Source organism: Sphingomonas sp. SP6, from assembly GCF_058313435.1.
This window is the reverse complement of the sequence record NZ_JBZFLG010000002.1, coordinates 1-24,467: the sequence shown is the minus strand read 5'-3', so window position 1 is coordinate 24,467 and position 24,467 is coordinate 1. Positions and strand designations below refer to the sequence as shown.

Here is a 24,467-nt window from a genome sequence, read left to right as displayed (position 1 = left end):
CCGGGCTGTCATCATTCCGGCGAGGGTCACGGGATCGCCGTCAGGCCCTGCCGTGTCCTACCGTTCTCGGCTCGCGGCGATCCCTGCGTTGGCGGCGAGGATGTAGGCCGAGGTGGTCGAGACGGTGTATTCGTTCTCGAACCACAGGAACGGCCAGTCGGTCTTGAGCTCGGGGAAGTCGGGTTTGACCACCAGCACGCCCGGCACCATCCCGCCCGGAATGAAGCTGTAATCGGCGCGGTTGTGGCCGTAGCCGATCAGCTTCGACTGAGTGCCGACCGTCGACACCAGCGACAGGTTGTTCACCGGGTGCCGCCCGAGCACATAGTCGAGCGCGTTGAGCGTGTACTCGCGGCCGACGATCTCCGGAAACGCCTGATGGAGCAGCCACATCCGAGTGCCGAAGGTCGCGACCTGGTTCGCGCCGGCCCATGACCCGGTGCTGATCGGCACGCCGAACGGGTTGGCCGCGACTGTCGTGTCGGCGCGTTTCTTCTCGGCGGCGGCGAACCCGGCGATGCGGGCGCGATAGGCCGCATCCATCAGCGGCAGCGCACGCACCGCCGCGCCCGCGAGCCAATCGAAGTTGCGGCCGATCACCGGCACCTGCCGCTTCAGACTCGCGGCATAGCTCGGATCCTTGGTCGCGAGCAGCAGTTCGACCGTGGCGATGACGTTGGCGACATCGGGCGAGCGCGAGCCGAAGCCGTTCTCGCGCGCCGCGTCGTTGTCGAGGCGGCGCGCCTGCTGCTTCGCCCACATCGCCTTGGCGGCGGCGAGCGCGTCGGCGGCGAGCGCGGGATCGGCGCTCGCGAGCGTCCGCGATGCGCCGGCGAGCGCGCCCGCGACATAGAGGTCGGTCGCGGGCAGATCGGTGGTGAAGGCCCAGCGGTCGTCGCCGTTCGCATCGGCGTCGACGCGACCGTCGGTCTGCGAGCCGGCGTCGCCGAGGTGCGCGTACTGCCGCAACTTGGGATCGATGATCCCGACGATCGCGTGGCCGAACACCTTGTACTGCGCGAGCAGCTGGAGCGTGCCGTGGCGGATCTGCTGGAGCACGTCCGTCTGGCCGTCAGGCTTCCTGATCTCGACCGCGCGCGCCGCCTCGTCGATTGAGGTCTGGTCCCAGTCGAGCCCGAACAGCTCGCGGCCCCAGACCAGGTCGCGCACGACCCATGCGTTGTCGGGGGTCTGGATGTCGTAGTCGCCCGCGTCCTGCCAGCCGCCGACCGCGAGTCCAGGGATGTGCTCGCCCGGCTTGAACGGCGAGTCGAGGTTCGGCCCCATCTTGTAGCCGTCGAAGTGGACGTGGTTGGGCGGCGCCTGCCGCGCGTCGTCGAGGTGCGAAGGCGAGGACCAGACGCGGTACTGCTCGCGGATGCCGACGTGATCCATCTGCGCGGCGAGGAAGGTGTCGAGCGAGGTCTGCCAGATGTGGTCGTAGGCGTCGGGCGCGATGCGGAACGGGTTGGTGGTCTGCCCTGCGTAGCGGATCGCATAGACGCCGGGCTCGCGCACGCTCGAGAAGTCGAAGGCGGCGTAGGCGTAGCGGGTCCAGCGCCCGCGCGGCCGGATCGGCGCGCTCAGCACGGGCTTCTGCGTCCCGTCGCCCTCCAGCCGGACCAGCTCTGCCTCGGGCGGCGCGGCGAAGTTCGGGTCGAGCTCGATCATCGCGACCTTGGGCCGCTCGGGCGTGTAGCCCGCCTGGTTGAACGACACGACCGGCGCGCGCGTCCAGCCGGGGACGATGTTCGGCCGGACATGCCAAACCACCGCGTCCTCGGTCGCGCCTGCGGCGATCAGCGAGCGGACCACGAACCAGCCGTTCTGCGCCCGCGCCCGCGCGTCGTAGAGCGCGAGCGGCGCGGAGTCGGAGGTGATCGTGACGCGGTTCAGCGGGTCCTCGGGCGCGAGCGTGATGGTCTTCGCGCCGCTCGCGAGCGGCAGCGGATCGCCCGAGCCGTCGGTCGCCATCGCGCCGGTGGGATGGCGGGGGAACAGCCCGGAGGCGTCGCCGGCGAGATAGGTCTTGCCGAAATAGGCGCTCGGCAGGAAGTCGAGGTTGAACCCCGCCTTGCCGACGAGATCGGGCGAGAGCGGTTTGTCGAGGTCGACCGCGATGCGGAAGCCGTCACCCTCCGCCGTCACCTTGACGCGGTAGCTCAGCCCCTTGTCGGCATAGGTCGAGCGCACGACGACCTGCCCCGGCTCCGTCCCGAGCGCGCGGCTGACGAAGGCGGGGACGGGGTGCCATTGCTCGGGCGTGGGGTTGAGCCGGACCTCGCCGTCGGTCGCGATCCGCTCGCCGTGGAGGACGAGCTGGATGCCGCCGTTCTTCTCGTCGAAGAAGATCGGGCTGAACGGATTATGCTCGACGATGACGCTGACGCCGGGCCCTTCGAGCGTCTGCTGCGGGCTGACCTGAAGCGTCTGCGCACCGACGCCGGGGGCGACGAGGGCGGTCACGAGGAGAAGGGCGCGAAGAGTTTTGGGCATGGCTCACCTTTCCGGTCCCGCGCCGCGCGCGGGCCGGTTCATGGGACGACGGCGATCGGCGGTGGCGGGGTTCAGCCCGCCACGCGGTTGAGGATGTTCTCGAGCCGTTCCTGCTTGCCGGAGCGGTGGCGCGGGTCGAGATTGCGCGAGACGGCGAGGTCGGCGATGTCGGCGAGGCCGGTGCCCTCGCGGTGGATCAGCTGACCCAGCTCGCCGTCCCAGCCGGCGTAGCGCTTGGCCTTGAACGCATCGAGCCGGCCGTCTTCGATCAGCGCGGCGGCGTTGAGCAGGCCCTTCGCAACCACGTCGATCGCGCCGACATGGCCATGGAACAGGTCGTCGGCGTCGACTGACTGGCGGCGGACCTTGGCGTCGAAGTTGAAGCCGCCGGTGGTGAACCCGCCCGCGCGGATGATCTCCAAGTTGGCGAGCGTCAGTTCCTCGACCGAGTTCGGGAATTGATCGGTGTCCCAGCCGTTCTGCGGATCGCCGCGGTTGGCGTCGATCGAGCCGAAGATGCCGAGCGCGGCGGCGGTCGCGATTTCATGCTCGAAAGTGTGCGAAGCGAGCGTGGCGTGGTTCGCCTCGATGTTGACCTTGACCTCGTTCTCGAGCCCGTAGCGCTTGAGGAAGCCGTACACCGTCGCGGTGTCGAAGTCGTACTGGTGCTTGGTCGGCTCGAAGGGCTTGGGCTCGATCAGGATCGTGCCGGCGAAGCCGATCTTGTGCTTGTGCTCGACGACGAGGCTGAGGAAGCGGCCGAAATTGTCGAGCTCGCGCTTCAGATCGGTGTTGATCAGCGTCTCATAGCCCTCGCGGCCGCCCCACAGCACGTAGTTCGCGCCGCCGAGCCGGTGCGTCGCCTCCAGCGCCGAGCGGACCTGGAGCGCCGCCCAGGCATAGACCTCGGGGTTCGGGTTGGTCGCCGCGCCTGCGGCGTAGCGCGGGTCGGAGAAGCAGTTGGCGGTGCCCCACAGCAGCTTGACGCCGCTCTCGGCCTGGAGTCGCTCGAGATCGTCGACCGCCTCGCCGAAGTAGCGCTGGTATTCGGCGACGTTGCTGGCGTGCGCCGAGACGTCGACGTCGTGCCAGCAATAGAAGGGCACGCCCAGCCGCTGGACGAAGTCGAACGCGATCTGCCGCTTCACCGCCGCGCCTTCGGGCGTGTGCGCGTGCGCCTCCCACGGACGGTTGAAGGTGCCCGGGCCGAACACGTCGCTGCCCGGCCAGCAGAAGGTGTGCCACATGCACACCGCGAAGCGCAGATGGTCCTCCATCCGCTTGCCGAGCACGACCCGGTCCTTGTCGTAATAGCGATAGGCCAGCTCGTCGGCGGTGTCCGGACCCTGGAAGCGGATCGCGGGGATATCGGCGAAATAGTCGGTCGGCGAGGACATGATCAGGCTCTCTTCGGTGTGATGCGGGGGTAGGCGGCGCGGAACGCGGCGAGCTTGGGGGCGAGCCGCTCGACCAGTTCGGGTTCGGGGTCGACCGTGCGCGAGATCGGGGGGGCGGTGCAGATCGCGACCGGATCGCCGCCGTCGACGGCGACCTGCGCCAGCCGAGCCACGCCGAGCGCCGGGCCGACCTCGCCGCCCTTGAGATAGACGAGGGGGGTGTCGAAAGCGGCGGCGATGATCCGGCCCCAATAGCTTGATCTCGCGCCGCCGCCGATCACCGCCAGCCGCTCGACCGTGGTGCCCGCGTCGCGCAGCTCGTCGAGCCCGTCGGCGAGGCCGAAGGCGACGCCTTCGAGCACCGCCTGGGCGAGCTTGCCCGGATCGGTCTCGTTGTCGAGGTTCAGGAACGCGCCGCGAACCAGGGCGTCGTTGTGCGGCGTCCGCTCACCCGAGAGGTAAGGAAGGAACAGCTCCGGTCCCGCAGCGGGACCCGCGGCCTCGGCCAGCGCGAACAGCTCGGCGGCGCCCGCCACGCCGGTCAGCCGCGCGACCCAGTCGATGCACGAGGCGGCGGACAGGTGGACGCTCATCTGGTGCCACGTGTCGGGCAGGCAGTGGCAGAAGGCGTGGACCGCGCGTGCCGGATTGGGGCGGAAGCGCTCGGTCGCGACGAAGATGACGCCCGACGTGCCCAGCGACAGCAGCGCGTCCCCGTCGCGGACCACGCCGACACCGACCGCGCCCGCGGCATTGTCGCCGCCGCCACCGGCGACGGGAACCGCCGGCATCCCCCACAGCTGAGCGACCTCGGGCCGCAGGCGTCCGGTGACCTCGGTCCCCTCGACCAGCCGCGGCATCTGATCGACCGAGAGGCCCGTCGCGGCGAGCAGCGCATCGCTCCAGCGACGCGCCGCGACGTCGAGCCACAGCGTCCCCGCGCTGTCGGACACGTCCGAGACCTTCTCCCCCGTCATGCGCAGCCGGACGTAATCCTTGGGCAGCAGCACGGTCGCGACCTGCGCGAAGACCTCGGGCTCGTGCGTCCTGATCCAGGCGAGCTTGGGCGCCGTGAAGCCCGGCATGACGATATTGCCGCCGATCCCCCGGAAGTTCGCCGCCGCCTCCAGTTCCTCGCACTCGGCAAAGGAGCGGCCGTCGTTCCACAGGATTGCCGGTCGAAGCGGACGGTCGTCCGCGCCGAGCAAGGTCGCCCCGTGCATCTGCCCGGCGACGCCGACCCCACGCACCGAGCGCCGCACCGCGGGATCGATCGCGTGGACCGCGGCGGTGGTCGCCTGCCACCACGCCTCGGGCGGCTGTTCGGACCAGAGCGGCGCGGGGCGCGAGACGGTGAGCGCCGCCGTCCCCTGCGCGACGACCGCGCCGGAAGGATCGAGCACGACCGCCTTGACCCCCGAAGTCCCGATATCGATGCCGAGGAACATCAGACAGCTGATCCCGGCGCCGGCTCAATCCCGTTCGCCCCGAGCGAAGTCGAGGGACAGGTCGCGGGCGTGAGGAAGGTATGTCTCGACTTCGCTCGACACGAACGGGGAGAGGCGCTCGACATCAGCCGACGAAAGGGTCGATGGTCGGGATCGAACCATCGGCGGCGAAGTTGAGCTCGGTCACCTTGACGTTGCGCAAGTGGTTCTTGTTCGACATCTGGGTGTCGGCGTAGAACAGCCACCACTTGCCGCCGTGTTCGACGATCGAATGGTGGCTGGTCCAGCCCTGCACCGGTTTGAGGATATGCCCGCGGTAGGTGAACGGGCCGTAGGGGTTCGTCCCCGTCGCATAGTTCAGGAAATGCGTGTCGCCGGTGGAGTAGGTGTAATAATAGGTCCCGGCGCGCTTGAAGACCCACGAGGCCTCGAAGAAGCGCTTTTCGTGGTCGCCGGTGAGGACGGGCTTACCGGTCGCGGGGTCGAGGATCACCGCGTCGCGCGGCGCCTCCGCGAAGGTCTTCATGTCCGGGTTCAGGCGCGCGATCTTGCCCGACAGCGCCGGCCGATCGTTCTGCCCGAGGTCGGTGTCCGAGCCGTTCGGATCGAACGTGCCGGTCGCCCAGCGCTGGAGCTGGCCGCCCCAGATGCCGCCGAAATACATGTAGGCCTGGCCGTCGGCGTCGGTGAACACCGCCGGGTCCATCGAATAGCTGCCGGGGATCGGCTGCGGCTCGGCCTCGAACGGACCCATCGGGCTCTTCGAGGTGGCGACCCCGATGCGGAAGGTGCCGAGTCCGTTCTTGTCCAGCTGCCGGTCGCGGGCGGGGAAATAGAGGTAATAGGTCCCGTTCTTATAGGCGGCGTCGGGGGCCCACATCTGCTTCGACGCCCAGGGCACGTCCTTCACGTCGAGCGCGACCGGGCCGACCGTGACGGGGCCGCCGACCCGGTCCATCCGCAGCACACGATAATCGTGCATGGCATATTGATTGCCGAGGTCATCGTCGGGCGTCTCGGTCGGCACGTCGTGCGACGGATAGACGTAGATCTTGCCGGCGAAGACATGCGCGGAAGGATCGGCGGTGAAGATCGCGGTGGTCAGCGGCGGCGACAGATACCGGCGGCCGTCGGGGGAAGTGGTGGGAACGGGCTTTCCCTCCGGCGTCGTCGGACCGGCGGCGGCGATCGTCGCGGCACCGACGGCGGCGATCGCCACCAGCGCGGGCAGTCGGAAACGAGTCATCAGGCGATCTCCCAAGGCCGTCCTTCTGGCGAGGGTGGCCGCTAAGTTAGCGGTACCATAACTGCTCGGCCTCCCCGTCGCAAGCGCGGCTTGTGCGGGACACGGGGGTGGCGCATGAGGCCGCCTGCAAGAGTGGAAGGGGTGTGACGCGCGTGAGCGAAAGGGTCAGCCGACGCGGGGCCGGGCCGACGATTGCCGACGTCGCGCAGCAGGCGGGCGTGTCGCCGATGACGGTGTCGCGGGTGATCAACGGCGAGACCAACGTCCGCCCCGCCACTCGCGACCGCGTCAACGCGGCCATCACGGACCTGCGCTACAAGCCCAATCCGGCGGCGCGCAGCCTGGCGGGCGCGTCGCTCACGCGGATCGGGCTGCTCTATTCGAACCCGTCGCCGGCCTATCTGAGCGAGCTGCTGTTCGGCAGCCTCGACCAGGCGAGCCGGATCGGCGTCCAGCTGATCGTCGAGAAGTGCGAGCTGGGCGATCATGAGATCGAGGTGGCGCGTCACCTGATCGGCACCGGGATCGACGGGATCATGCTGCCGTCGCCGCTGTCCGATTCGCCGCGCCTGATCGAGGAGATCGCGGCCGAGGGGCTGCCCGCGGTCGTGGTCGGCAGCGGCGCGCCGTCGGAGAAGATGCTGGCCGTCAGCATCGACGAACATGCCGCCAGCGTCGCGATGATGCGCCACATCATCGCGCTCGGCCATCGCCGCATCGGCTTCATCATCGGCAGCCCGGCGCAGGCCGCGAGCGCGCAGCGGCTCGACGGCTATGTCGAGGCACTGGCGGAGGCGGGGTTGCCGCACGACCCGACGCTGATCGCGCAGGGTCAGTTCACCTACCGATCGGGAATGGCGGCGGCGGAGCAGTTGCTGGCCCTCGCCGAGCGGCCGACGGCGGTGTTCGCCAGCAACGACGACATGGCGGCCGCGACGGTGGCGGTCGCGCACCGCCGCGGCCTCGACGTGCCGGCAGACCTTACCGTTTGCGGGTTCGACGACACGACGCTGGCCACCGCGATCTGGCCCGAGCTGACCACTATCCGCCAGCCGATCGCGGAGATGTCGCGCGCCAGCCTGGAACTGCTGGTCGCGGCGATCCGCCACCAGTCGCACGAGGCGACGCACCAGCTGCTCGACTTCGAGCTGGTCCGGCGTCAGTCCGATGCGGTCCCCAAACGGCGCACCCGCGCGCGTCGCGCTTGACTTGCCGCCCGGCTTCTTATTGGTAGCGCTCTCAATTGCGGGCGCGAACCCGCGGGGAGGGACTGAATGGCTACGCAGGCGCCGCACGAGCGCGTGAATTACGGCTTCATCGCCGCGATCGTCGCCGCCGCGACCATCGGCGGCTTCATGTTCGGATATGATTCCGGGGTCATCAACGGCACCCAGAAGGGGCTGGAAGCGGCGTTCGACCTCGGCCGGCTCGGCATTGGCGTCAACGTCGGCGCGATCCTCGTCGGCTCGTCGATCGGCGCGTTCGGCGCGGGGCGGCTGGCCGACCGGATCGGGCGGCGCAGCGTGATGATGCTGGCGGCGGTGCTGTTCCTCGCCTCCGCGCTGCTCGCGGGGGCGGCCGGATCGTCCGCGATCTTCATCGTCGCCCGGATCATCGGCGGGCTGGGGGTCGGCGCGGCGAGCGTGATCTCGCCGGTCTATATCTCCGAGGTGACCCCGGCGCACGTTCGCGGCCGGCTGTCGTCGGTCCAGCAGGTCATGATCATCAGCGGGCTGACCGGGGCGTTCGTCGCCAACTATTTCGTCGCCAAATACGCCGGCGGCTCGACCGCCGACTTCTGGCTCGGCGAGGAGGCGTGGCGCTGGATGTTCTGGCTCCAGGCGATCCCGGCCGCGATCTATCTGCTCGCGCTCCTCAACATCCCCGAAAGCCCGCGCTATCTGGTGGTCAAGGGCCACGACGAGCGTGCCGAGGCGGTGCTGGCCAAGCTGTTCGGCCCCGCGACCGCGCGCGCCAAGGTGGCCGAGATCCGCGCCAGCCTGGCCGCCGATCACCACAAGCCCAAATTCAGCGATCTCGTCGACAAGACCACCGGACGGATCCGCCCGATCCTGTGGACCGGCATCGGGCTCGCCGTGTTCCAGCAGCTCGTCGGCATCAACGTCGTCTTCTATTACGGCGCGACGTTGTGGGAAGCGGTGGGCTTCGACGAGAATTCGGCGCTGCTCACCAACATCCTGTCGGGCGGCATCTCGATCGTCGCGTGCCTGCTGACCATCGCGCTGGTGGACAAGGTGGGCCGCAAGCCGCTGCTGCTGCTCGGCTCGGCGGTGATGGCGGTGTCGCTCGCGACCGTCGCCTACGCCTTCTCGACCGCGGTGACGGCGGCGGACGGCTCGGTGTCGCTGCCGGGCAACTACGGCGTGATCGCGCTGGTCGCGGCGATGACCTACACCTTTTTCTTCAATCTCAGCTGGGGCCCGATCATGTGGGTGATGCTGGGCGAGATGTTCCCCAACCAGATCCGCGGTTCGGGGCTGGCGGTGTCGGGGTTCGCGCAGTGGATCGCCAATGCGGCGATCTCGGTCAGCTTTCCGACGCTGGCGGCGTCGCCGGGGCTGTCGCCGACCTATTACGGCTACGCCTTCTTCGCGGCGGTCTCGTTCTTCTTCACCCGTGCGATGGTCCACGAGACTCGCGGGCGCGAGCTGGAGGACATGACGGGCTGAGAGCGGGGGCGGGGCGGGGGCTCGCTCCCGCCCCTCGCCGGTCACCGCCAGCCGGCGTCGACCCAGTAATTGTGGCCGGTGCAGAAGCGCGCGTCGTCGGAGGCGAGGAACAGCGCCATCGCGGCGATATCGGCGGGCTGGATGCGGCCGTCGAGGCACTGGGCGGCGACGATCTCCGCCTCGCCTTCGGGCGAATACCATTTCATCTGCCGCGGCGTCTGGACGTTGCCGGGGACGATCGTGTTGACGCGGATGCCGTAGCGCCCGAAGTCGCGCGCGAGGCTGCGCGTCAATCCCTCGATCGCGGCCTTCGCGGTCTGGTAGAGGACCAGTTCCTCGAGCGCGAGGTGCCAGCTGATCGAGCCGAGGTTGAGGATGACGCCCCGCTGCTGCGCGCGCATCGCGGGGGCGACCGCCTGGGCGGCGAAGAACAGGTGGCGCAGGTTGGTCGCCATCCGGTCGTCCCAATAAGCGGGAGTGACCTCCTCCACCGTGTGCCGATCATCGTTGGCGGCGTTGTTGACGAGGACGTCGACGCCGCCCAGCCGCGCCTGGAAGTCGGCGAGCGTCGCCTGCAACGCCGACACGTCCTTCAGATCGACGTGCGCGAACAGCAGCTGCGCGCTGGCACCGGGGCGGAGCCGGGTGGAAAGCTCGTCGGCGGCCGAGGCGTCGATGTCGACGAACGCGACGTGCGCGCCCTGGCCGACGAACGCCTCGACCAGCCCCGCGCCGATCCCCGAGCCGCCGCCGGTGACGATCACGCGCTTGCCGGCGAGACTGGGATAGACGGCTCGCGGATCGCCGGAGTGGGGGGTGGTCAAAGCGAATACTCCGGTCAGGCGTTGGAGAGCAGGCCGCGCGCGGCGAGATTGCGCATCAGCGCGCCGATCCCTTGCGTCCACGGCGCGGCGAGCTTCGACGTGGTGACGGCGTTGACGAGCCGGCCGAGCGACGGGGTGGCGATCGTGACGATGTCGCCGGGCTTGTGGGTGAAGCCGCGGCCCGGCTCGTCGCGGTCCTGCGTCGGCGCGAACAGCGTGCCGAGGAACAGGACGAAGCCGTCGGGATAGTCATGCTCGCTCATCGCCTGGCGGGCGAGGTCCTCGGGATCGCGGCTGATCTCGCGCATCGAACTGGCGCCGTCGAGCACGTAGCCGTCCTTGCCCTCGATCCTGAGCGACACCTCCGCGGCGCGAACGTCGTCCATCGTGAAGCGGTCGTCGAACAGGCGGATCAGCGGGCCGATCGCGGTCGAGGCGTTGTTGTCCTTCGCCTTCGACAGCAGCAGCGCCGACCGGCCCTCAAAGTCGCGCAGGTTGACGTCATTGCCCAGCGTCGCGCCGATCGGGCGGCCCTCTGGCGTGCAGAGCAGCACCACTTCGGGCTCGGGATTGTTCCAGGTCGAGTCGGACCGGACGCCGATCTCGGCGCCCCAGCCGAGCGCGGCGAGCGGCGGGCATTTGGAGAAGATCTCGGCATCGGGGCCGATCGCGACCTCCAGATACTGCGACCACATCCCGTCCTCGATCAACGCCGCCTTGAGCGCCGCGGCGTCGGCGGAGCCGGGCTCGACACTGCGCAGCGAGCCGCCGATCCGCTCCTCGAGCCGCGTGCGGACGGCGGCGGCCTGGCGCGAGTCGCCACGCGCGCGCTCCTCGATCACGCGCTCGAGCGCCGACACGGCGAAGGTGACGCCGGCGGCCTTGACGCATTGCAGATCGATCGGCGTCAGCAGCTGCATCGCCGCGTCCGCGCCGACCCCCAGGCCGAGCGCATCGAGCGCGCCGAGCGGCACCCCGCTTCGCGCATCCAGCCGTCCGTCCGCGACCAGCAGCGAGACCGTCGGCGCCACCGCCGTCATGTCGAACGCCTCGCCGTCCTCGACCAGGATCGGGGTCGGCCCGTCGCCGCGATCGATCCGGCCGACGAACCGCGCCTCTCGCCAGTCGGCGGAAAGGTCGCGGTCCGGCGCGAAGCTGTGGGTCATCCTTGCGTCCTTCGTCGCCGCCCGCGGTGCGCCGCCGACGGTGCAGGTGATGGTAAGGTCGAGCACGCGCGTGCGCCATGCGGCCCGACCGATCAATAGTCAGAGTAATGCTGTGAAAGCCGCGGTGTGCGGCGCTGCGGCAGCCTCGCCGCGCCGCTCCGACGCTGTCGCCTTCGCCCCCTTCGATCCCTCTCCCATTCGTCTGCGTTACCGCTATCATAAGCGAGCCGGGCCCGGCAACAGGCTGTTGCAGCATCGGGTTTTCACGGGGCGCGAACGAAGGAGGACGCGGTGAGGACGAGCGGAGCTTGGCGGCGTGGACCCACGGCGGCGCTGGCCGCGCTCGCTTTGACCGCGGCCTCCGCGGGCGAGCCCAGCGTGCCATCGGTCCGCTTCGGCTGGTTCGACTATCGCGGGCACGAGCCCGCAGCGGCGTCGGGACCGGACCGATACCGCAACCCGGTGCTTCCCGGCTTCTATTCGGATCCCAGCATCGTGCGGGTGGGCGCGACCTTCTATCTCGTCACCTCGACCTTCGGCTGGTTCCCGGGCATCCCGGTGTTCGCAAGCCGCGACCTCGTCCACTGGCGGCAGATCGGCAATGCGATCGACCGGCCGTCGCAGCTCAATTTCGGCCGGCTCGGGCTGTCGCGCGGCGTGTTCGCACCCTCGATCAGCTTTCACGAGGGGCGCTTCTTCATCGTCAACACCTGCGTCGATTGCGGCGGCAACTTCGTCATCACCACCACGAACCCCGCCGGACCGTGGAGCGATCCGGCGTGGCTCAAGGATGTGGAGGGGATCGATCCGTCGCTGTTCTTCGACGACGACGGCAGCGCGTGGCTGGTCAACAACCGCTCGCCGGCAGGGCCGCCGCAGTACGAGGGCCACCGGGCGATCTGGCTCCAGCGGTTCGACCCCAAGCGGCTGACGACCATCGGGCAGGCGACGATGATCGTCGACGGCGGCGTCGACATCGCGAAGAAGCCGGTCTGGATCGAGGGCCCGCACATCTTCAAGCGCGGCGGCCGCTATTATCTGAGTTGCGCGGAAGGCGGGACGAGCGTCGCCCACAGCCAGGTGATCTTCGCCGCCGACCGGGTGACCGGGCCGTACCGGCCGGCGCCGGCCGATCGCGAGCCGATCCTCACCCAGCGCGATCTCGATCCGTCGCGCCCCGATCCCGTCACCTCGGCGGGCCATGCCGACATGATCGACATCGGCGGGGACCGATGGTGGGCGGTGTTCCTGGCGACGCGGCCGTACCGTCACGATCTCTACAACACCGGGCGCGAGACGTTCCTGCTGCCGGTGACATGGCGCGGCGGCTGGCCGACGATCCTGCGGCGCGGCGAAGCGATCCCGATGGCGGCCAAACGCCCGCCGCTGGCTCCCGCACCCGTCCCCGTTCCGCCGGCGCGCGACGAGTTCGCAGGGAGGGCGCTCGCCTCGACCTGGCTGATGATGCGCAATCCTGCCGGTCGGTGGTGGCGTGTCGGCGGCGGCGCGCTGTCGTTGCAGGCGCGACCGGTCGGGCTGGGCGACATGGGCAATCCCAGCTTTCTCGCGCGCCGTCAGCAGCACCGCGACGCCGACGTCTCGATCGAGCTGACGCCGAGCGCGACCCCGGGGGTCGTAGCCGGGCTCGCGGCGCTCCAGAACGACGAGTTCTTCCTGACCGAGCTGGTGACCCGGAGCGGCGGCGGGTTCCGGATCGAAGTCCGCCGCCGGGCAGGGGCGAGCGATCCGAAGGAGGGCAGACTGGTCGCGGAGGCGCCGTTGCCCATCGCGCGCGGCGCGCCTGTCCGGCTGCGCATCCGAGCGCGCGGCGGGACCTATGCGTTCGACTGGGCGCCGGCGACGGGAGCCTGGCGCACGGTCGCGGCGAACGTCGACGCCACCAATCTCAGCACTGAAAAGGCCGGCGGGTTCGTCGGGACGATGATCGGACCGTACGCCGTGAAGCGCTAGCGCCTGGGCGCGAGCGCCGCGGCGGCGTTGACGAGTTCGATCCAGTGCGCGCCGGCGTCGATGACGTACTCGTTCTCGCCCCAGAAGAACGGCCAGTTCTCCTTGTTCTCGGGGAGGTCGGGTTTCAGGATCAACTCGCCCGGGACGACGCCGCCGGCTATGAAGCTGAAGTCGGCGCGGTTGTTGCCGTAGGCGACCTCCTTCGACCGCGTCCCCACCGCCGAGACGAACGAGATGTCAGAACCCGGGTGGTTGCCGGTCAGATAGTCGACCGCGCGGAACACCGCTTCCGGCCCGACGATCTCGGGAAAGGCGCGGTGCAGCGCGGCAGTGTCGAGCCCGTAGCCGAGCACCGCGCCGTTGCCGGCCCAGCCGCCGGTCGTGATCGGGACGCCGAACGGATTGCCGGCGACCATCGCGTCGGTCTTCGCCTTCCATTCGCGGACCGCCGGCGCGACCGCGGTGCGGAAGCCGCGCGGCATCAGCGGCAGCGCCTCCGCGACCGTCTGCACGTTGCGGAAGAACACCGGGACGACCTGCGGCCACAGCGCCGCGACGGTGCGCGCATAGCGGGGGTCGCGCGTCGTCTTCAATAATTGCACCGCGGCGGCGAACTGCGCGTCGATCAGCGGGATGCCGGTCGTGTTGCCGTGCTGGAAGATGTCGGGCGCGTGGCTCTGCTCCTTCGCCCAGACCGCCTCGGCGAGCCGCCGCGCCTTGGCGGCGAACGCCGGGTCGAGCGTGGCGAGCGCGCGCGAGGCCGCGGCGAGCGAGGCGACCGAGCCGTAATCGAGCGCGCTCGACTTGCTGGTGAAGGCCCAGCGATCGTCGGGCCAGCCGCTACGCCCGTCCTTCTCCTCGCCGGGCTTGAGCGTGGAATCGAAGATCAGGCCGTCGGTCTTGCTCGCGGCGTCGCCGAGGTGGGTGTATTCGCCGACCTCCGGCTCGACGATGCCGTTGATGGCGTGACCGACCGCATCATATTGCGCGATCAGCTGAATCGCGCCGTGGCGGATCTGCTGGAGCAGATCGGGCGCGCCGTCGGGGACGTGGATCTCGGTGCGGCGCAGCGCCTCGTCGATCGCGGTCGTGTCGCGGTCGAGCCGGTACGCCTCCCAGCTGCGGACGAGCGAGTCGACCACGGCGTGGTGCGTCTGCGTGCGGATGTCGAAGTCGCCCGCGTCGAACCAGCCGCCGACGTTGAGCCCGGGGATATGCTCGCCCGGCTTGAAGCGATCGTCGGTGGTCGGTCCCTGCCGGTAGAGGTCGATATGCTCGTGGTTCACCGGCGCCTGGAGCGCGTCGTCGCGGTGCGAGTCGCCGTGCCAGACGCGGTACGCCTCGTTGACCCGCAGATGGTCCATCGCGACCGGCAGATAGACGTCGAGCGTCGGATGCCAGGCGTCGGCGTAGAGGTCGGCCGCGATCCGGAAGGGCGCGGTGCGGACCTGGCCATATTCGAGCACGTAGAGGCCGGGGTCACGCACCTGCGAGAAGTCGGCGCGGCGATAGCGATAGCGCAGATAGCGCCCGGCATCGGTCGTGGCGCCGATCTCAACCGGCGCCAACGCGCCTTCGGCGCCGACGCGGAGCAGCCGGATCGCCGCGTCGTCGGGCGCGTCGCGGTCCAGCTCGACCGTCGCCACCTTCGTCGCGACGGGCAGATAGCCGAGCTGCGAGTGTGCGATCGAGGGGGTGCGGGTCCAGCCGGGCACGCTGTTCGCCGCGACGGTCCAGCGCAGCACGGTCCCGGTCCGGCCGGCGGGGAGCATCGAGCGGAGGACGTACCAGCCGTTCTGCGCCTGGTTGCGCCCATCGTAGAGCGCGATCGTGCCCTCCGCCGACGCGACGGTGATCCGGTGTGCGGGGTCTTCGGGCGCCATCACGAAGCGCTTGCCCTCCGCGATCGGCAGCGGCTCGGCCCCCGGCCCCTCGCTCCGCCCGCTCGCCAGGTTGCGCTCGGGCGTCGCCGCCATCGCGCTCGCCGGATAACGGGGGAAGATGCCGGTCCTGTCGTCGGCCATGAAGCTCTTGCGGAAATAGGCCGCGGGCAGGAATTCGAGGTTGAATCCCGCCTTGCCGGCCAGCGCCTTCGGCAGCGCGGCGGGCAGTTCGACGCCGATCTCCACGCCGTTCGCGACGGCGCGCGCGACCACGACGTAGCGGAAACCTGAATCCGGATATCGAAGGGTGGTGCGGACGGTGCCGGTGGCGCGGTCGACCGTGCGCGAGACCACCTGCGCCGCCGGATCCCACTGGCCGGGCGTCGCAGACAGCCGCACGTCGCCGTTGGTGACGGTGCGCATGTCCTGCTGGATGATCTCGATGCCGCTGATCTTCGCGTCGGCGAACAGCCCCTCGTTGACGTTGCTGAACGCGAGGACATCGACGCCGGGCGCCTCGAACACCTCCCGATCGCTCAATTGATAGGTCTGGGCGCCGGCGGGCGCGGCCGCCAGCACGAGCGCGGCGAGCGAGACGGAAAGAAGGCGGAACACGGACGGCCTTTCGTGTGGGGAGCGGCGATCCGGGGTCAGATCGCCTGCATGCCGTGTTCGACGACACGGCGGATCAGGTCGCGGTGGCGCGGCAGGCTGGCGCGCAGCCGCTGCGTGCGGGCCGCATTCTCGCGGAACGCGCGCTCGGCGGCGGTCACGTCGCGGTCGAGCGCGCCGGGCTGGACTTCGCTCCGGAAGCCCATGCCGTAGAGCACATATTGATAGCTCGCGGCGGGGAAGACCTCCTCGACGCGGTCGAGCTCCTCATGAAACCACGGGCTGTTGTAGCGCCAGAGCGACAGCAGGTTCTGCAGGCGATCCGGGACCGAGTCCGGGCGCACGGTGTCGCGCCAGAAATCGGTGTCGGTGCGCTGGGTCAGGACGTAGTGGAGCTTGAGGAAGTCGATGATCCGCCCCCAGCGGTAGAGCGTCGTCGCGTTGAAGCGCGCGGCGACGACGTCCATCACCTCGCGGCACGCGGGCAGCTGCTCGGCGATCAGCTTGGCGGAAAGTTCTATCAGGACGATCGCGCTCGCCTCCAGCGGCTCGAGGAAGCCGGCGGCAAGGCCGACGGCGACGCAATTGCCCTTCCAGAACTGCTCGCGGTGGCCGGCGCGGATCGCGAGCTTGCGGACGGGCAGGTCCTTGCCCGCCGGGCCGAGATAGGCGCGCAGCTCGCGCTCGGCCTCGTCGTCGCTGATGTGGCTGCTCGAATAGACGTGGCCCGTGCCGCGGCGCGTGGGCAGGCCGATGTCCCAGATCCAGCCGGCGGACTGCGCCGTCGAGATGGTGTGCGAGGCGATCGGCGCGTCGGGCGTGTCGTAGGGGACCTGCACCGCCAGCGCGGTATCGCAGAACAGCGTGTCGGCGCACGAGCGGAAGGGGACGCCCAGCGCTTCGCCGAGGAGGAGCGCGCGGAAGCCGGTGCAGTCGACGAACAGGTCGCCCTCGATCCGCCCGGCCTGCTCGGTCTCGACCGCGGCGATATCGCCCGCTTCGTCGACGTCCACCCGGCGCACGTCGGCGAGGACGTGGCGGACCCCCAGCGTCCCGGTGCAATGGCGGCGCATGAAGTCGGCGAACTTGCCCGCGTCGAGATGGTAGGCGTAGTTGGCGACGCCGTCATATTCGGGGGTCGTGATCGTCTTGGGCGCGAGCCCGGCGTCGCAGATCGCCCCCTGCGGCGACACCGCGTCGCAGAAGCTGCGGTCGTGATCGCCTTCCAGCCAGTGCGGCGCGAGGTTCACCTGCGCGAAGCCCTGCGGCAGCATCAACGGGTGGTAATAGCCCTCGTCCGCCTCGCCGGTGGTCCAGCGGTTGAACCGCGCGCCCTGTTTGAACGCGGCGTCGCATTCGCGGAAGAAGTCGGTCTCGGAGACGCCGATCGCCGAGAGCGTGGCGCGGAGCGTCGGCCAGGTGCCCTCGCCGACGCCGATGATCGGGGTCGTAGGGGACTCGATCAGCGTGACGGAAAAGCCGTAGGGGGCGCGACTCTGGTGCCGCGCTGCGATCACCCCCGCGGCGAGCCACCCGGCGGTGCCGCCCCCGACGATGACGATGCGCTGGATGGGCCGCATAAGAGAAAGGTGTACCAAAAGACGGGGGGTGTCGAGCGAACGCGACACCCCCCCAGGGGAGGACCGTCAGAAGCGGAAGCGCACACCCGCCTGGTAGCGCCGCCCGTAATCGAAGACGTCGAGCAGCTGGTTGGCGAAGCGGCCATGCGTGCTCTGCTGGTTATTGTTGACGTTCAGGATCTCGCCGAAGACACTGAAGTTCTCGTTGATGTCGTAGCTGCTGGTCAGATCGACCTGGAGACTGGAGTCGACGAAGGTCGGTTCGGCGCCGAACTGACCGGTGTTCTGCGCCTGGCCGAACTGGAGCAGATATTCGTCGCGCCAGTTGACGGCGGCGCGGAACTGGAAGCCCTTCTTGTCGTAGAAGCCGACGAAGTTCGCCGAATTCGCCAGGCCCGTGACCGCGAAACCGGTCTGCGAGATGTCGGTGGGGTCATAGGGCTTGTTGGTGTCGACGAAGGTGGCGTTCGCCTGGAAGCCGAAGCCCGTGTCGCCGAACACCTGCTGCCAGGCGATCTCCACGCCGCGGACGGTCGCGTCGGGGCCGTTCACCTGCCGCGTGACCGCGAACGAGGCGAGCGTGCCGGTCGTCGGGTCGATCACCCCGTTGATCGCCTGGCGGGTGACGCCGCCGACGATGAAGTTGCTGACGTTCTTCAGGAAGAAGTCGACCGACAAATAGGAATTGCGCTTGTAATACCACTCTGCCGCGACGTCGAAATTGTCGGCGAGGTAGGGCTTCAGATCGGGGTTGCCGCCACTCGCGGTCAGCGCACCGATGCGCTGCCCGTTGCCCACGTTGAGCACGGGCGAGAGCAGGCTCAGACCCGGCCGGGTCAGCGTGCGCGACGCATCGAAGCGCAGTTGCAGGTTGTCCATCACGCCAAGCCGGACATCCAGCGACGGCAGCAGATATGAGTAGCTGCTCTTGTTCGTCACCGGCTGGATCGGCGTGTAACCGTCGTCGGGGATCGAAAGCAGCGTCGGATCGGCCGCACTGGTATTCAGGACCAGCGGAAGCCGTCCCTGGCCCGACGAGGTCAGATGCGTGTTCTCGTTGCGGACACCCCCGGCGATGGTGAGCGGCATGCCGGCGACGTCGGTCTTGAACGCGAAGCTCAGGTACAACGACCAGGTCTTCTCCGTGATGTCCTGAACGCTGCCCGGATCGACCGCCTGGTCGAAGGTTCCGGTAAACCCGTTGACCTGGGAGTAGTTGAACGCCGGGATGTTCTGCGCCTGCGGGTTGCCGAGGCTGGTGAGAAAGGCCTGATAGGCGGCCGCGTTATATTGGATCAGCGACGGCGGCAGCGAACCCTTGAAGCCCGGAATGAAGTTGTCGCCGAGCGGGATGGTACCCTGAAACAGGCTCGCGGGCAGCGGATTGACGCCGGTCGCCCCGCCAGAGGGCGCTCCGTAGCCCGCATAGGCTTGCCAGAAGTTGTTGGTGAAGGTGCTCTTGTTGCGAAGGCTGAAATTGTCCTCGAGATACTGGCCGCCCGCCTTGATGGTCAGATCATCTTGCTTCCAGACCGCGGTCAGCCGTGCCTGCTTCAGCTCGTCCACGTTGTTCTGGGTCTGGTTCACCGTCACGTGCGACCCGATCAGAGCGGTATTCGCATAGTTGGCGGCGTCGCCGTTCGGCCCATAGGTGGTCAGGACCGGGAACGCCTCGTTGCTGTTGCCCAGGATCTGCAACCCGGTGGTGACGCCCAGCGCCCCGCCGTAGCCGATGTCGCCGTTCTGACTGCCGATCATGTCGTCGTCCGGATTAAGCCAGCTCTTGGCGTAGCTGACGTCCCCCTCGAACGTCAGATTGTCGTTGACGTCCCACTTCACGTTGCCGCCGATCTGGTTGGTCTGCAGCACCTGAGTGTTGAGCGTGGCGCCGAAATCGGTGGGGGTGCCGGTCTGGATGAAGTTGACGGCCTGGCCGTTCTTGTCGAGTTCGACCTCGCGCAGCGCACCCTGGTTGAACCAGAGGCCGACATTGTTGATATCGGTCTTGACCGTCTGACGCGAGAAGTTGTCGTCGATGGTCAGCATCAGGTCGTCGGACGGATGCCATTGCAGCGCGATGCGCCCGTCATAGCGCTCGTCCTTGGTCGATTCCTTGTTGATCAGATATTGTTGCGGGAAGAACCCGACGACGGTCTGACGGTTGTTCGGATCCGCGTAAGCGTCGGCCTTGGGATCGCTGGTCGGCGAGCAACTGGTGCTCGCGGAGCCCTTGAGCTGGCAAGGCGCGTAGAAGCCGCCCGGCCAGCCCTGGACCGAGACGCGGTTCGTGTCGGTGTCGCGGCGGGTGTAGATGAAGCTGCCGAGCACGCCGAGGGTGTCGTCGGCGAAGGTGTCGCTCAGCAACACGCCGACGGTGGGCACGACGTGACCCGATCGGTCCTGGATCGAGCCGGCGGCGCTGGCGGCGGCCCGGAACCCCGGATGGTCGAACGGCTTCGGGAACTCGATGTTGACGGTCGCCCCGATCGAGCTGGCGGTCAGCGTCACGTCCGGCGTCTTGAGCACGCTCAACTGGCCGATGAAGTCGGACCCGACGGTCGAGAAGTCGATCTGACGACCGCCCGTGCCGGTCGAGATGCGCCGGCCATCGTACAAGGTCGTGTTGAAATCGCCGCCGAAGCCGCGGACGGTGATGCCCGTCGCCTCGCCGCGGGTGCCCGCGCGCTGGATCGAGACGCCCGGCAGGCGTTGGAGCGAGGCGGCGACGTTCGAATCGGGGAATTTTCCGATGTCCTCGGCCGAGATCGCGTCGACGACGCCGACCGCCTCGCGCTTGATGTCGAGGTTACGCTGGAGCGAGCCGCGCAGGCCGGTGACGATGATGTCGCCCGAACCGTCGTCGACCGAATTGCCCGCGGCGGCGGTGGGCGAGGTCACCGCATCCTGCGGCTGACCCGCCTCGCTGGCACTGGTGGTGTTCGCGGTGGCGGGGACGGCCGGCTGGACGGCCGCGCCGGGATCCGCCTGGCTGTTCTGCGCGCTCGACGGATCCGCCTGCTGCGCCAACGCGGGCGTCGCGAACGCGAGCGCCGCCAGGCTGGGCGCCGCGATCAGCGCCGCACGGGCGCGGCGGATGTTGGTCGAATGGATTGCGGTCGAACGATCAGGCACGTCGGTTACCCCCTCCTCATTGCCCCTTCGGTATCGATCCGAAGTCAGGCAGCTGAACCGTCAGCCGCTGGCCGACCGCGGCAACGGCGCCACGACCCGGCCATCCGGCGAAAACGTCGAATGTAGCGCTACCATATCCACCGATTCGTGTGGCAGCAAGCGCGAATTGTAGCGCAAACATTTCGGCCATACTGTTCGGCGCGGGTCGTTTCGCTTAATCCTGTTCGGCCGAAAGCCGGGCCGCGCGTCGAGAAGGAGAGAGCCGTTGGAATTGCTGAGCGCCCAGGCGCATCGTCATGTGCGCGCGAAGCCGGCGAGCGGAGCGGGGCGCCATTTCGTCCAGGTCGTGCCGGCGGAGATCCCGCGGATCGCGACGCGCGCGCCGATCCTGATGACCAAGCATCCCGACACCGGCGCCTTCTATCTCGGCGCGGTGTTCGGCTTCTCGCCGGGCGAGAACCTGCTGGTCGACCGCGACGGGATGCTGGACGCGGCGACGCCGCTCGACTGGGAGCGCGAGGGGTTCTTCGTCGAGGGCGAAGCGATCGCGATCGACCCCGTGCATCCGCGGCTGAGCGGCGGCGAGGGCCGCGCGCTGTTCGACGCCGACGGCGAGCCGAGCGACGCCCTGCACCGTGTCCGCCGCGCGCTGGCGCTGCTCGACGCGGGGCTGCGCGACTCGGAGGCGTTCGTCGCGGCGCTGCTCGCCGCGAAGCTGGTCGAGGCGATCGACGTGTCGCTCAGCTTCGACGACGGCGAGCGACTGGCGCTCGAGGGGCTCTACACGATCAGCCGCGATGCCTTGTCCGAACTGCCCGATGCCGAGCTCGTCCGGCTGTTCCGCGGCGGACATCTCCAGCTCGCGCTGACGATGATCGACTCGCTCAATCAGATCCCGCTGCTCGCGCGCCGTCGCAACGACCGGCTGACCGCATGAGCGAGGCCGCCGGGATCGTCGCGGTCGAGGCGGGCGAGGTCGCCGTCCCGGCCGAGTTCCGGGCGCGCATCGTCGAGCGCTGCGCCCCGGCGGTGATCCGCGGACTGGTCGCCGACTGGCCGGTCACGCGCGCGGCGGCCGCGTCCGCGCGGTCGGCGGCGGAGTATCTGGCGTCGTTCGATTCGGGCCACAGCGCGGAGGCGTTCGTCGGCGAGCCCGCGATCGAGGGCCGCTACGCTTACGCAGAGGGGCTTGCCGGCTTCAACTTCGCGCGCGAGACGACTGGGCTGAGCGCGGCGCTGCGCCGGATCGTCGATCCGGACGAGGGCCGGTCGATCTATCTCGGCTCGCTGCCCGCCGACGCGCATCTGCCCGGCTTCGCCCAGGCGAATCCGGCGCCGTGGCTGCCGCTCGGCGTGCGCCCGCGGGTCTGGGTCGGAACCGCGTCGGCGATCGCGTGCCACCACGACAATGCGGACAATCTCGCCTGCGTCGTCGCGGGGCATCGCCGGTTCACATTGTTCCCGCCCGATGCGATCGGCGATCTCTACGTCGGCCCGATCGACCACACGATGGCGGGCCAGCCGATCGGCCTCGCGGTCGGGGCGGAGGACGACGTGCGCTATCCCCGGTTCGCGGCGGCGCGGGAGCGGGCGCTGGTGGTCGACCTTGGTCCCGGCGACGCGCTCTACCTGCCCAAGCTCTGGTGGCACCAGGTCGAGGCGATCGGGGCGTTCAACATCCTGGTGAACTTCTGGTGGGACGCCTTCGCCGCGGGCGACGCGCCCTATAGCGCGATGCTGCTCGCCGCCGCCGCGATCGCGGAACGGCCGATCGCGGAGCGAGCGGCGTGGCGCGCGTTCTTCGACCATTATGTCTTCCGGCCCGACGGCCACCCGCTCGCGCATCTCCCGCCCGAGCGCCACGGCATCCTCGCGCGCGGCGCGGGAGGCAAGCTGCGGGCTCTCGCGATGAAGCTGCTGCGCGGCGGTTAGCGGACGGGGGTCTCGAACGGCCCGGCCGGCAGCCCCGCCGCGTCGACCAGATTGACCACCGGGTCGTCCGCCCAGGCGTAGCGGACGCGGGTCGCCGGCTTACCATCGGCGGCGAGGATCACGCTGTCGCCCTGCGGCGCGGCCGCGGCGTAGCGGCACGATCCGACACCTGCGTCGCACAGCTCGAAGCCGAGCGCACGGTCGGAACTGCGCGCACCAAGCTCGCCGGTCACGTCGGCGAAGCGCACCGCGATCGACCCATCGGGGCCGCGCCTCGCCTCGACGACGCGAGGCCCGGACGGCGGCGCGGGCGCGCGATAGGCGAGGCTCGCCACCGCGCGCGCGAGCCGGCGACCGACCTCGTGCTTCTCGCCCGGATGGATGTCGTACGGATCGCCCAGGTCGAGCGTGATCGCGACCGCGGCATGTCCGTCCGCCTCGGCGACCCGTCGCTGCGTATCGCGGATATACGCCCACCCGCTTTCGCCGGGCGCGGTGGCGGGCGGCCCGAAGGCGGAGAGCGAGGCGATCGCGAACGGCAGATCGGGCCGGCCGAACTGCGTCCGCCACTCGGCCATCATCGCCGTGAGCCGATCGGCGTAGCCCGGCAGCCCGGTGTCCGATTCGCCCTGATACCAGGCGACCCCGGCCAGCGCGGTGCGCCCGAGCGGCGCGATCATCGCGTTGTAGAGCGTGCCGGAGCCGGTGATGTCGCCCCACGGCACGCGCGGCGTGGTGCCCGGGTCCCGGTCGACCAGCGCATAGCGCCAGCCGGTCGCCAGCGGCACGACCGAGCCGTCGGCGAGCGTCAGCCGCATCGCCTCGGCGGGACCGGCCAGGCCACCATTGGCATAGGCGTTCTGGACGTTCACGACGAGGACGTTGCGGCCGGGCGCGAGTACGCCCGCCGGGACCGAGTAGGTCCGGGGCGACCAATTGGCGGTGCCGCCGATCGGCGTGCCGTTGATCCAGGTCTGATCGGCGTCGTCGACGAGCCCGAGCTCGAGCGTCCCGCCGCCCTTCGCCTGTTCGGGCGTCAGCGTCACCTCGAGCCGGTACCAGAGCATGCCGAGCCACGCCGCGAGCTCGGGATCGCCCCAATCCTCGTAGAAGCCGATCTTGGGCACGGGGCGCCACGCGAGCGTCGCATCGGGTCGCCACGGCTCGCGACCGACCGCGTCGCCCGACTTCGCGCGCCACCATGTCTCCCACTGCCGCGCCGCCGCGAGCGTCGCCGCCGCCGGGTCGCGCGCGTAGAGCCGCAGCAGGTCGGCCTCGCGCGTCCGCCCCGCGGCGCGCTGCGCATCGTCTCCCATCCAGGCGGCGATCTGCGACCCGCCCCAGCTCGAATGGATTGCGCCGATCGGGACCTTGGCGGTCTTGCGGAGCTCCTGGACCATGTAGAGGCAGGCCGCGGAGAAGGACGGGGATGTCCTGGGGCCGGCGGCGGCCCAGACGGGCTGATGTTCGAAGCGGCGCAGGGGAGTCAGCGCGGTCGCCTTCTCCACCGTCAGCAGGCGCAACTGGTCGTCGCCGGGGCCGGTCTGCGCGGCGAAGCTGTCCTGCATCCGCTCGACCGGCATCTCCATGTTGCTCTGGCCCGAGCAGAGGAAGACGTCGCCGATCAGCACGTCGTGGAGCACGGTCGCGCCGCTCGGGGCGGAGATGGCGAGGTCATAGGGTCCGCCGGCCGGGGCGGCGGGCAAGGTCAGGTCGAAATGCCCGGTGCGATCGGCGCGGCCGGAGACGCCGACGCCGTGGAAGGTCGCCGTCACCGCCTCCCCGGGGCGCGCCTGGCCGGAGACCATGACCGGCCGGTCGCGCTGGACCACCGCATGGTCGGAGAGCACACCGTCGAGGGTCGGCGCGGCGACCACGGGAGCCGCGGCGGCGGCCCATGCGTTCGCCGCCAGGGCGATGGCCTTGCTCGTCATTCCTCTTCCTTTTCGTTCCGGGCTGCGCCGGCTCCTCAGTGATTGTCCCGGGGCAGGCCCTGGGTCTGGGCGATGCGCTGGTATTTTTCGGCACCCTCCAGGATGGCGCCGGTGTTCATTTGGCCGACGAGCGCGCGCTGGATCTCCTGCCAGGGG

At 69.6% G+C, this 24,467-nt stretch carries 15 protein-coding genes; 5 read left to right on the top strand and 10 right to left on the bottom strand.

The window, feature by feature from the left end:
• Positions 1–57: 57 nt before the first annotated feature.
• The 4 genes from AC4GYY_RS05855 to AC4GYY_RS05840 all read right to left on the bottom strand — a co-directional run bounded on the left by AC4GYY_RS05855 (position 58) and on the right by AC4GYY_RS05840 (position 6,587).
• On the bottom strand, positions 58–2,496 hold the full coding sequence (locus tag AC4GYY_RS05855) for a glycoside hydrolase family 9 protein (protein WP_491119327.1): 2,439 nt from the start codon (positions 2,494–2,496) through the stop codon (positions 58–60).
• A 71-nt stretch (positions 2,497–2,567) separates the two neighbouring features.
• Positions 2,568–3,893: a xylose isomerase gene (gene xylA / locus AC4GYY_RS05850; protein ID WP_491119326.1), complete on the bottom strand. Its 1,326-nt coding sequence runs from the start codon at positions 3,891–3,893 to the stop codon at positions 2,568–2,570.
• A gap of 2 nt (positions 3,894–3,895) precedes the next feature.
• Positions 3,896–5,341: a xylulokinase gene (gene xylB, locus AC4GYY_RS05845; RefSeq protein ID WP_491119325.1), complete on the bottom strand. Its 1,446-nt coding sequence runs from the start codon at positions 5,339–5,341 to the stop codon at positions 3,896–3,898.
• 124 nt (positions 5,342–5,465) lie between these two features.
• Positions 5,466–6,587 carry a glycoside hydrolase family 43 protein gene (locus tag AC4GYY_RS05840; RefSeq protein ID WP_491119324.1) on the bottom strand — a complete coding sequence of 374 codons (1,122 nt, stop codon included), beginning with the start codon at positions 6,585–6,587 and terminating at the stop codon, positions 5,466–5,468.
• 152 nt (positions 6,588–6,739) lie between these two features.
• On the opposite strand from AC4GYY_RS05840, the gene AC4GYY_RS05835 reads away from it, so the two are divergent.
• Both AC4GYY_RS05835 and AC4GYY_RS05830 read left to right on the top strand, forming a co-directional pair.
• Positions 6,740–7,795: a LacI family DNA-binding transcriptional regulator gene (locus tag AC4GYY_RS05835; protein WP_491119323.1), complete on the top strand. Its 1,056-nt coding sequence runs from the start codon at positions 6,740–6,742 to the stop codon at positions 7,793–7,795.
• A gap of 66 nt (positions 7,796–7,861) precedes the next feature.
• Positions 7,862–9,277, top strand: coding sequence for a sugar porter family MFS transporter (locus AC4GYY_RS05830; RefSeq protein ID WP_491119322.1), 1,416 nt, complete (start codon positions 7,862–7,864; stop codon positions 9,275–9,277).
• A gap of 41 nt (positions 9,278–9,318) precedes the next feature.
• Here AC4GYY_RS05830 and xylB (AC4GYY_RS05825) read toward each other — a convergent pair whose 3' ends face one another.
• Together xylB (AC4GYY_RS05825) and AC4GYY_RS05820 are read right to left on the bottom strand one after the other, a co-directional pair.
• Positions 9,319–10,101, bottom strand: coding sequence for a D-xylose 1-dehydrogenase (gene xylB / locus AC4GYY_RS05825; RefSeq protein ID WP_491119321.1), 783 nt, complete (start codon positions 10,099–10,101; stop codon positions 9,319–9,321).
• A 14-nt stretch (positions 10,102–10,115) separates the two neighbouring features.
• Complete coding sequence (locus AC4GYY_RS05820; protein WP_491120223.1) at positions 10,116–11,267, bottom strand: fumarylacetoacetate hydrolase family protein; 1,152 nt, start codon at positions 11,265–11,267, stop codon at positions 10,116–10,118.
• 291 nt (positions 11,268–11,558) lie between these two features.
• Here AC4GYY_RS05820 and AC4GYY_RS05815 point away from each other — a divergent pair, with 291 nt between their 5' ends.
• Complete coding sequence (locus AC4GYY_RS05815; protein ID WP_491119320.1) at positions 11,559–13,238, top strand: glycoside hydrolase family 43 protein; 1,680 nt, start codon at positions 11,559–11,561, stop codon at positions 13,236–13,238.
• Here the strand turns inward: AC4GYY_RS05815 and AC4GYY_RS05810 are convergent.
• The 3 genes from AC4GYY_RS05810 to AC4GYY_RS05800 form a co-directional block, all read right to left on the bottom strand.
• Positions 13,235–15,736 carry a glycoside hydrolase family 9 protein gene (locus tag AC4GYY_RS05810; RefSeq protein WP_491119318.1) on the bottom strand — a complete coding sequence of 834 codons (2,502 nt, stop codon included), beginning with the start codon at positions 15,734–15,736 and terminating at the stop codon, positions 13,235–13,237. The genes AC4GYY_RS05815 and AC4GYY_RS05810 overlap by 4 nt on opposite strands.
• A 35-nt stretch (positions 15,737–15,771) precedes the next feature.
• On the bottom strand, positions 15,772–17,313 hold the full coding sequence (locus AC4GYY_RS05805) for a tryptophan halogenase family protein (RefSeq protein ID WP_491119317.1): 1,542 nt from the start codon (positions 17,311–17,313) through the stop codon (positions 15,772–15,774).
• A 66-nt stretch (positions 17,314–17,379) separates the two neighbouring features.
• On the bottom strand, positions 17,380–20,445 hold the full coding sequence (locus AC4GYY_RS05800) for a TonB-dependent receptor (protein WP_491119316.1): 3,066 nt from the start codon (positions 20,443–20,445) through the stop codon (positions 17,380–17,382).
• 265 nt (positions 20,446–20,710) lie between these two features.
• Here AC4GYY_RS05800 and AC4GYY_RS05795 point away from each other — a divergent pair, with 265 nt between their 5' ends.
• Both AC4GYY_RS05795 and AC4GYY_RS05790 read left to right on the top strand, forming a co-directional pair.
• A complete protein-coding gene (locus tag AC4GYY_RS05795) occupies positions 20,711–21,382 on the top strand; it encodes a SapC family protein (RefSeq protein ID WP_491119315.1) in 672 nt (223 codons plus the stop codon).
• The gene (locus AC4GYY_RS05790; RefSeq protein ID WP_491119314.1) at positions 21,379–22,377 is read left to right on the top strand and encodes a cupin-like domain-containing protein; all 999 of its coding nucleotides are present in this window, start codon (positions 21,379–21,381) and stop codon (positions 22,375–22,377) included. Before AC4GYY_RS05795 ends, AC4GYY_RS05790 begins: the two co-directional genes overlap by 4 nt.
• Here the strand turns inward: AC4GYY_RS05790 and AC4GYY_RS05785 are convergent.
• Positions 22,374–24,311, bottom strand: a complete 1,938-nt coding sequence (locus tag AC4GYY_RS05785; RefSeq protein ID WP_491119313.1) for a sialate O-acetylesterase — start codon at positions 24,309–24,311, stop codon at positions 22,374–22,376. The genes AC4GYY_RS05790 and AC4GYY_RS05785 overlap by 4 nt on opposite strands.
• Positions 24,312–24,467: the final 156 nt, after the last annotated feature.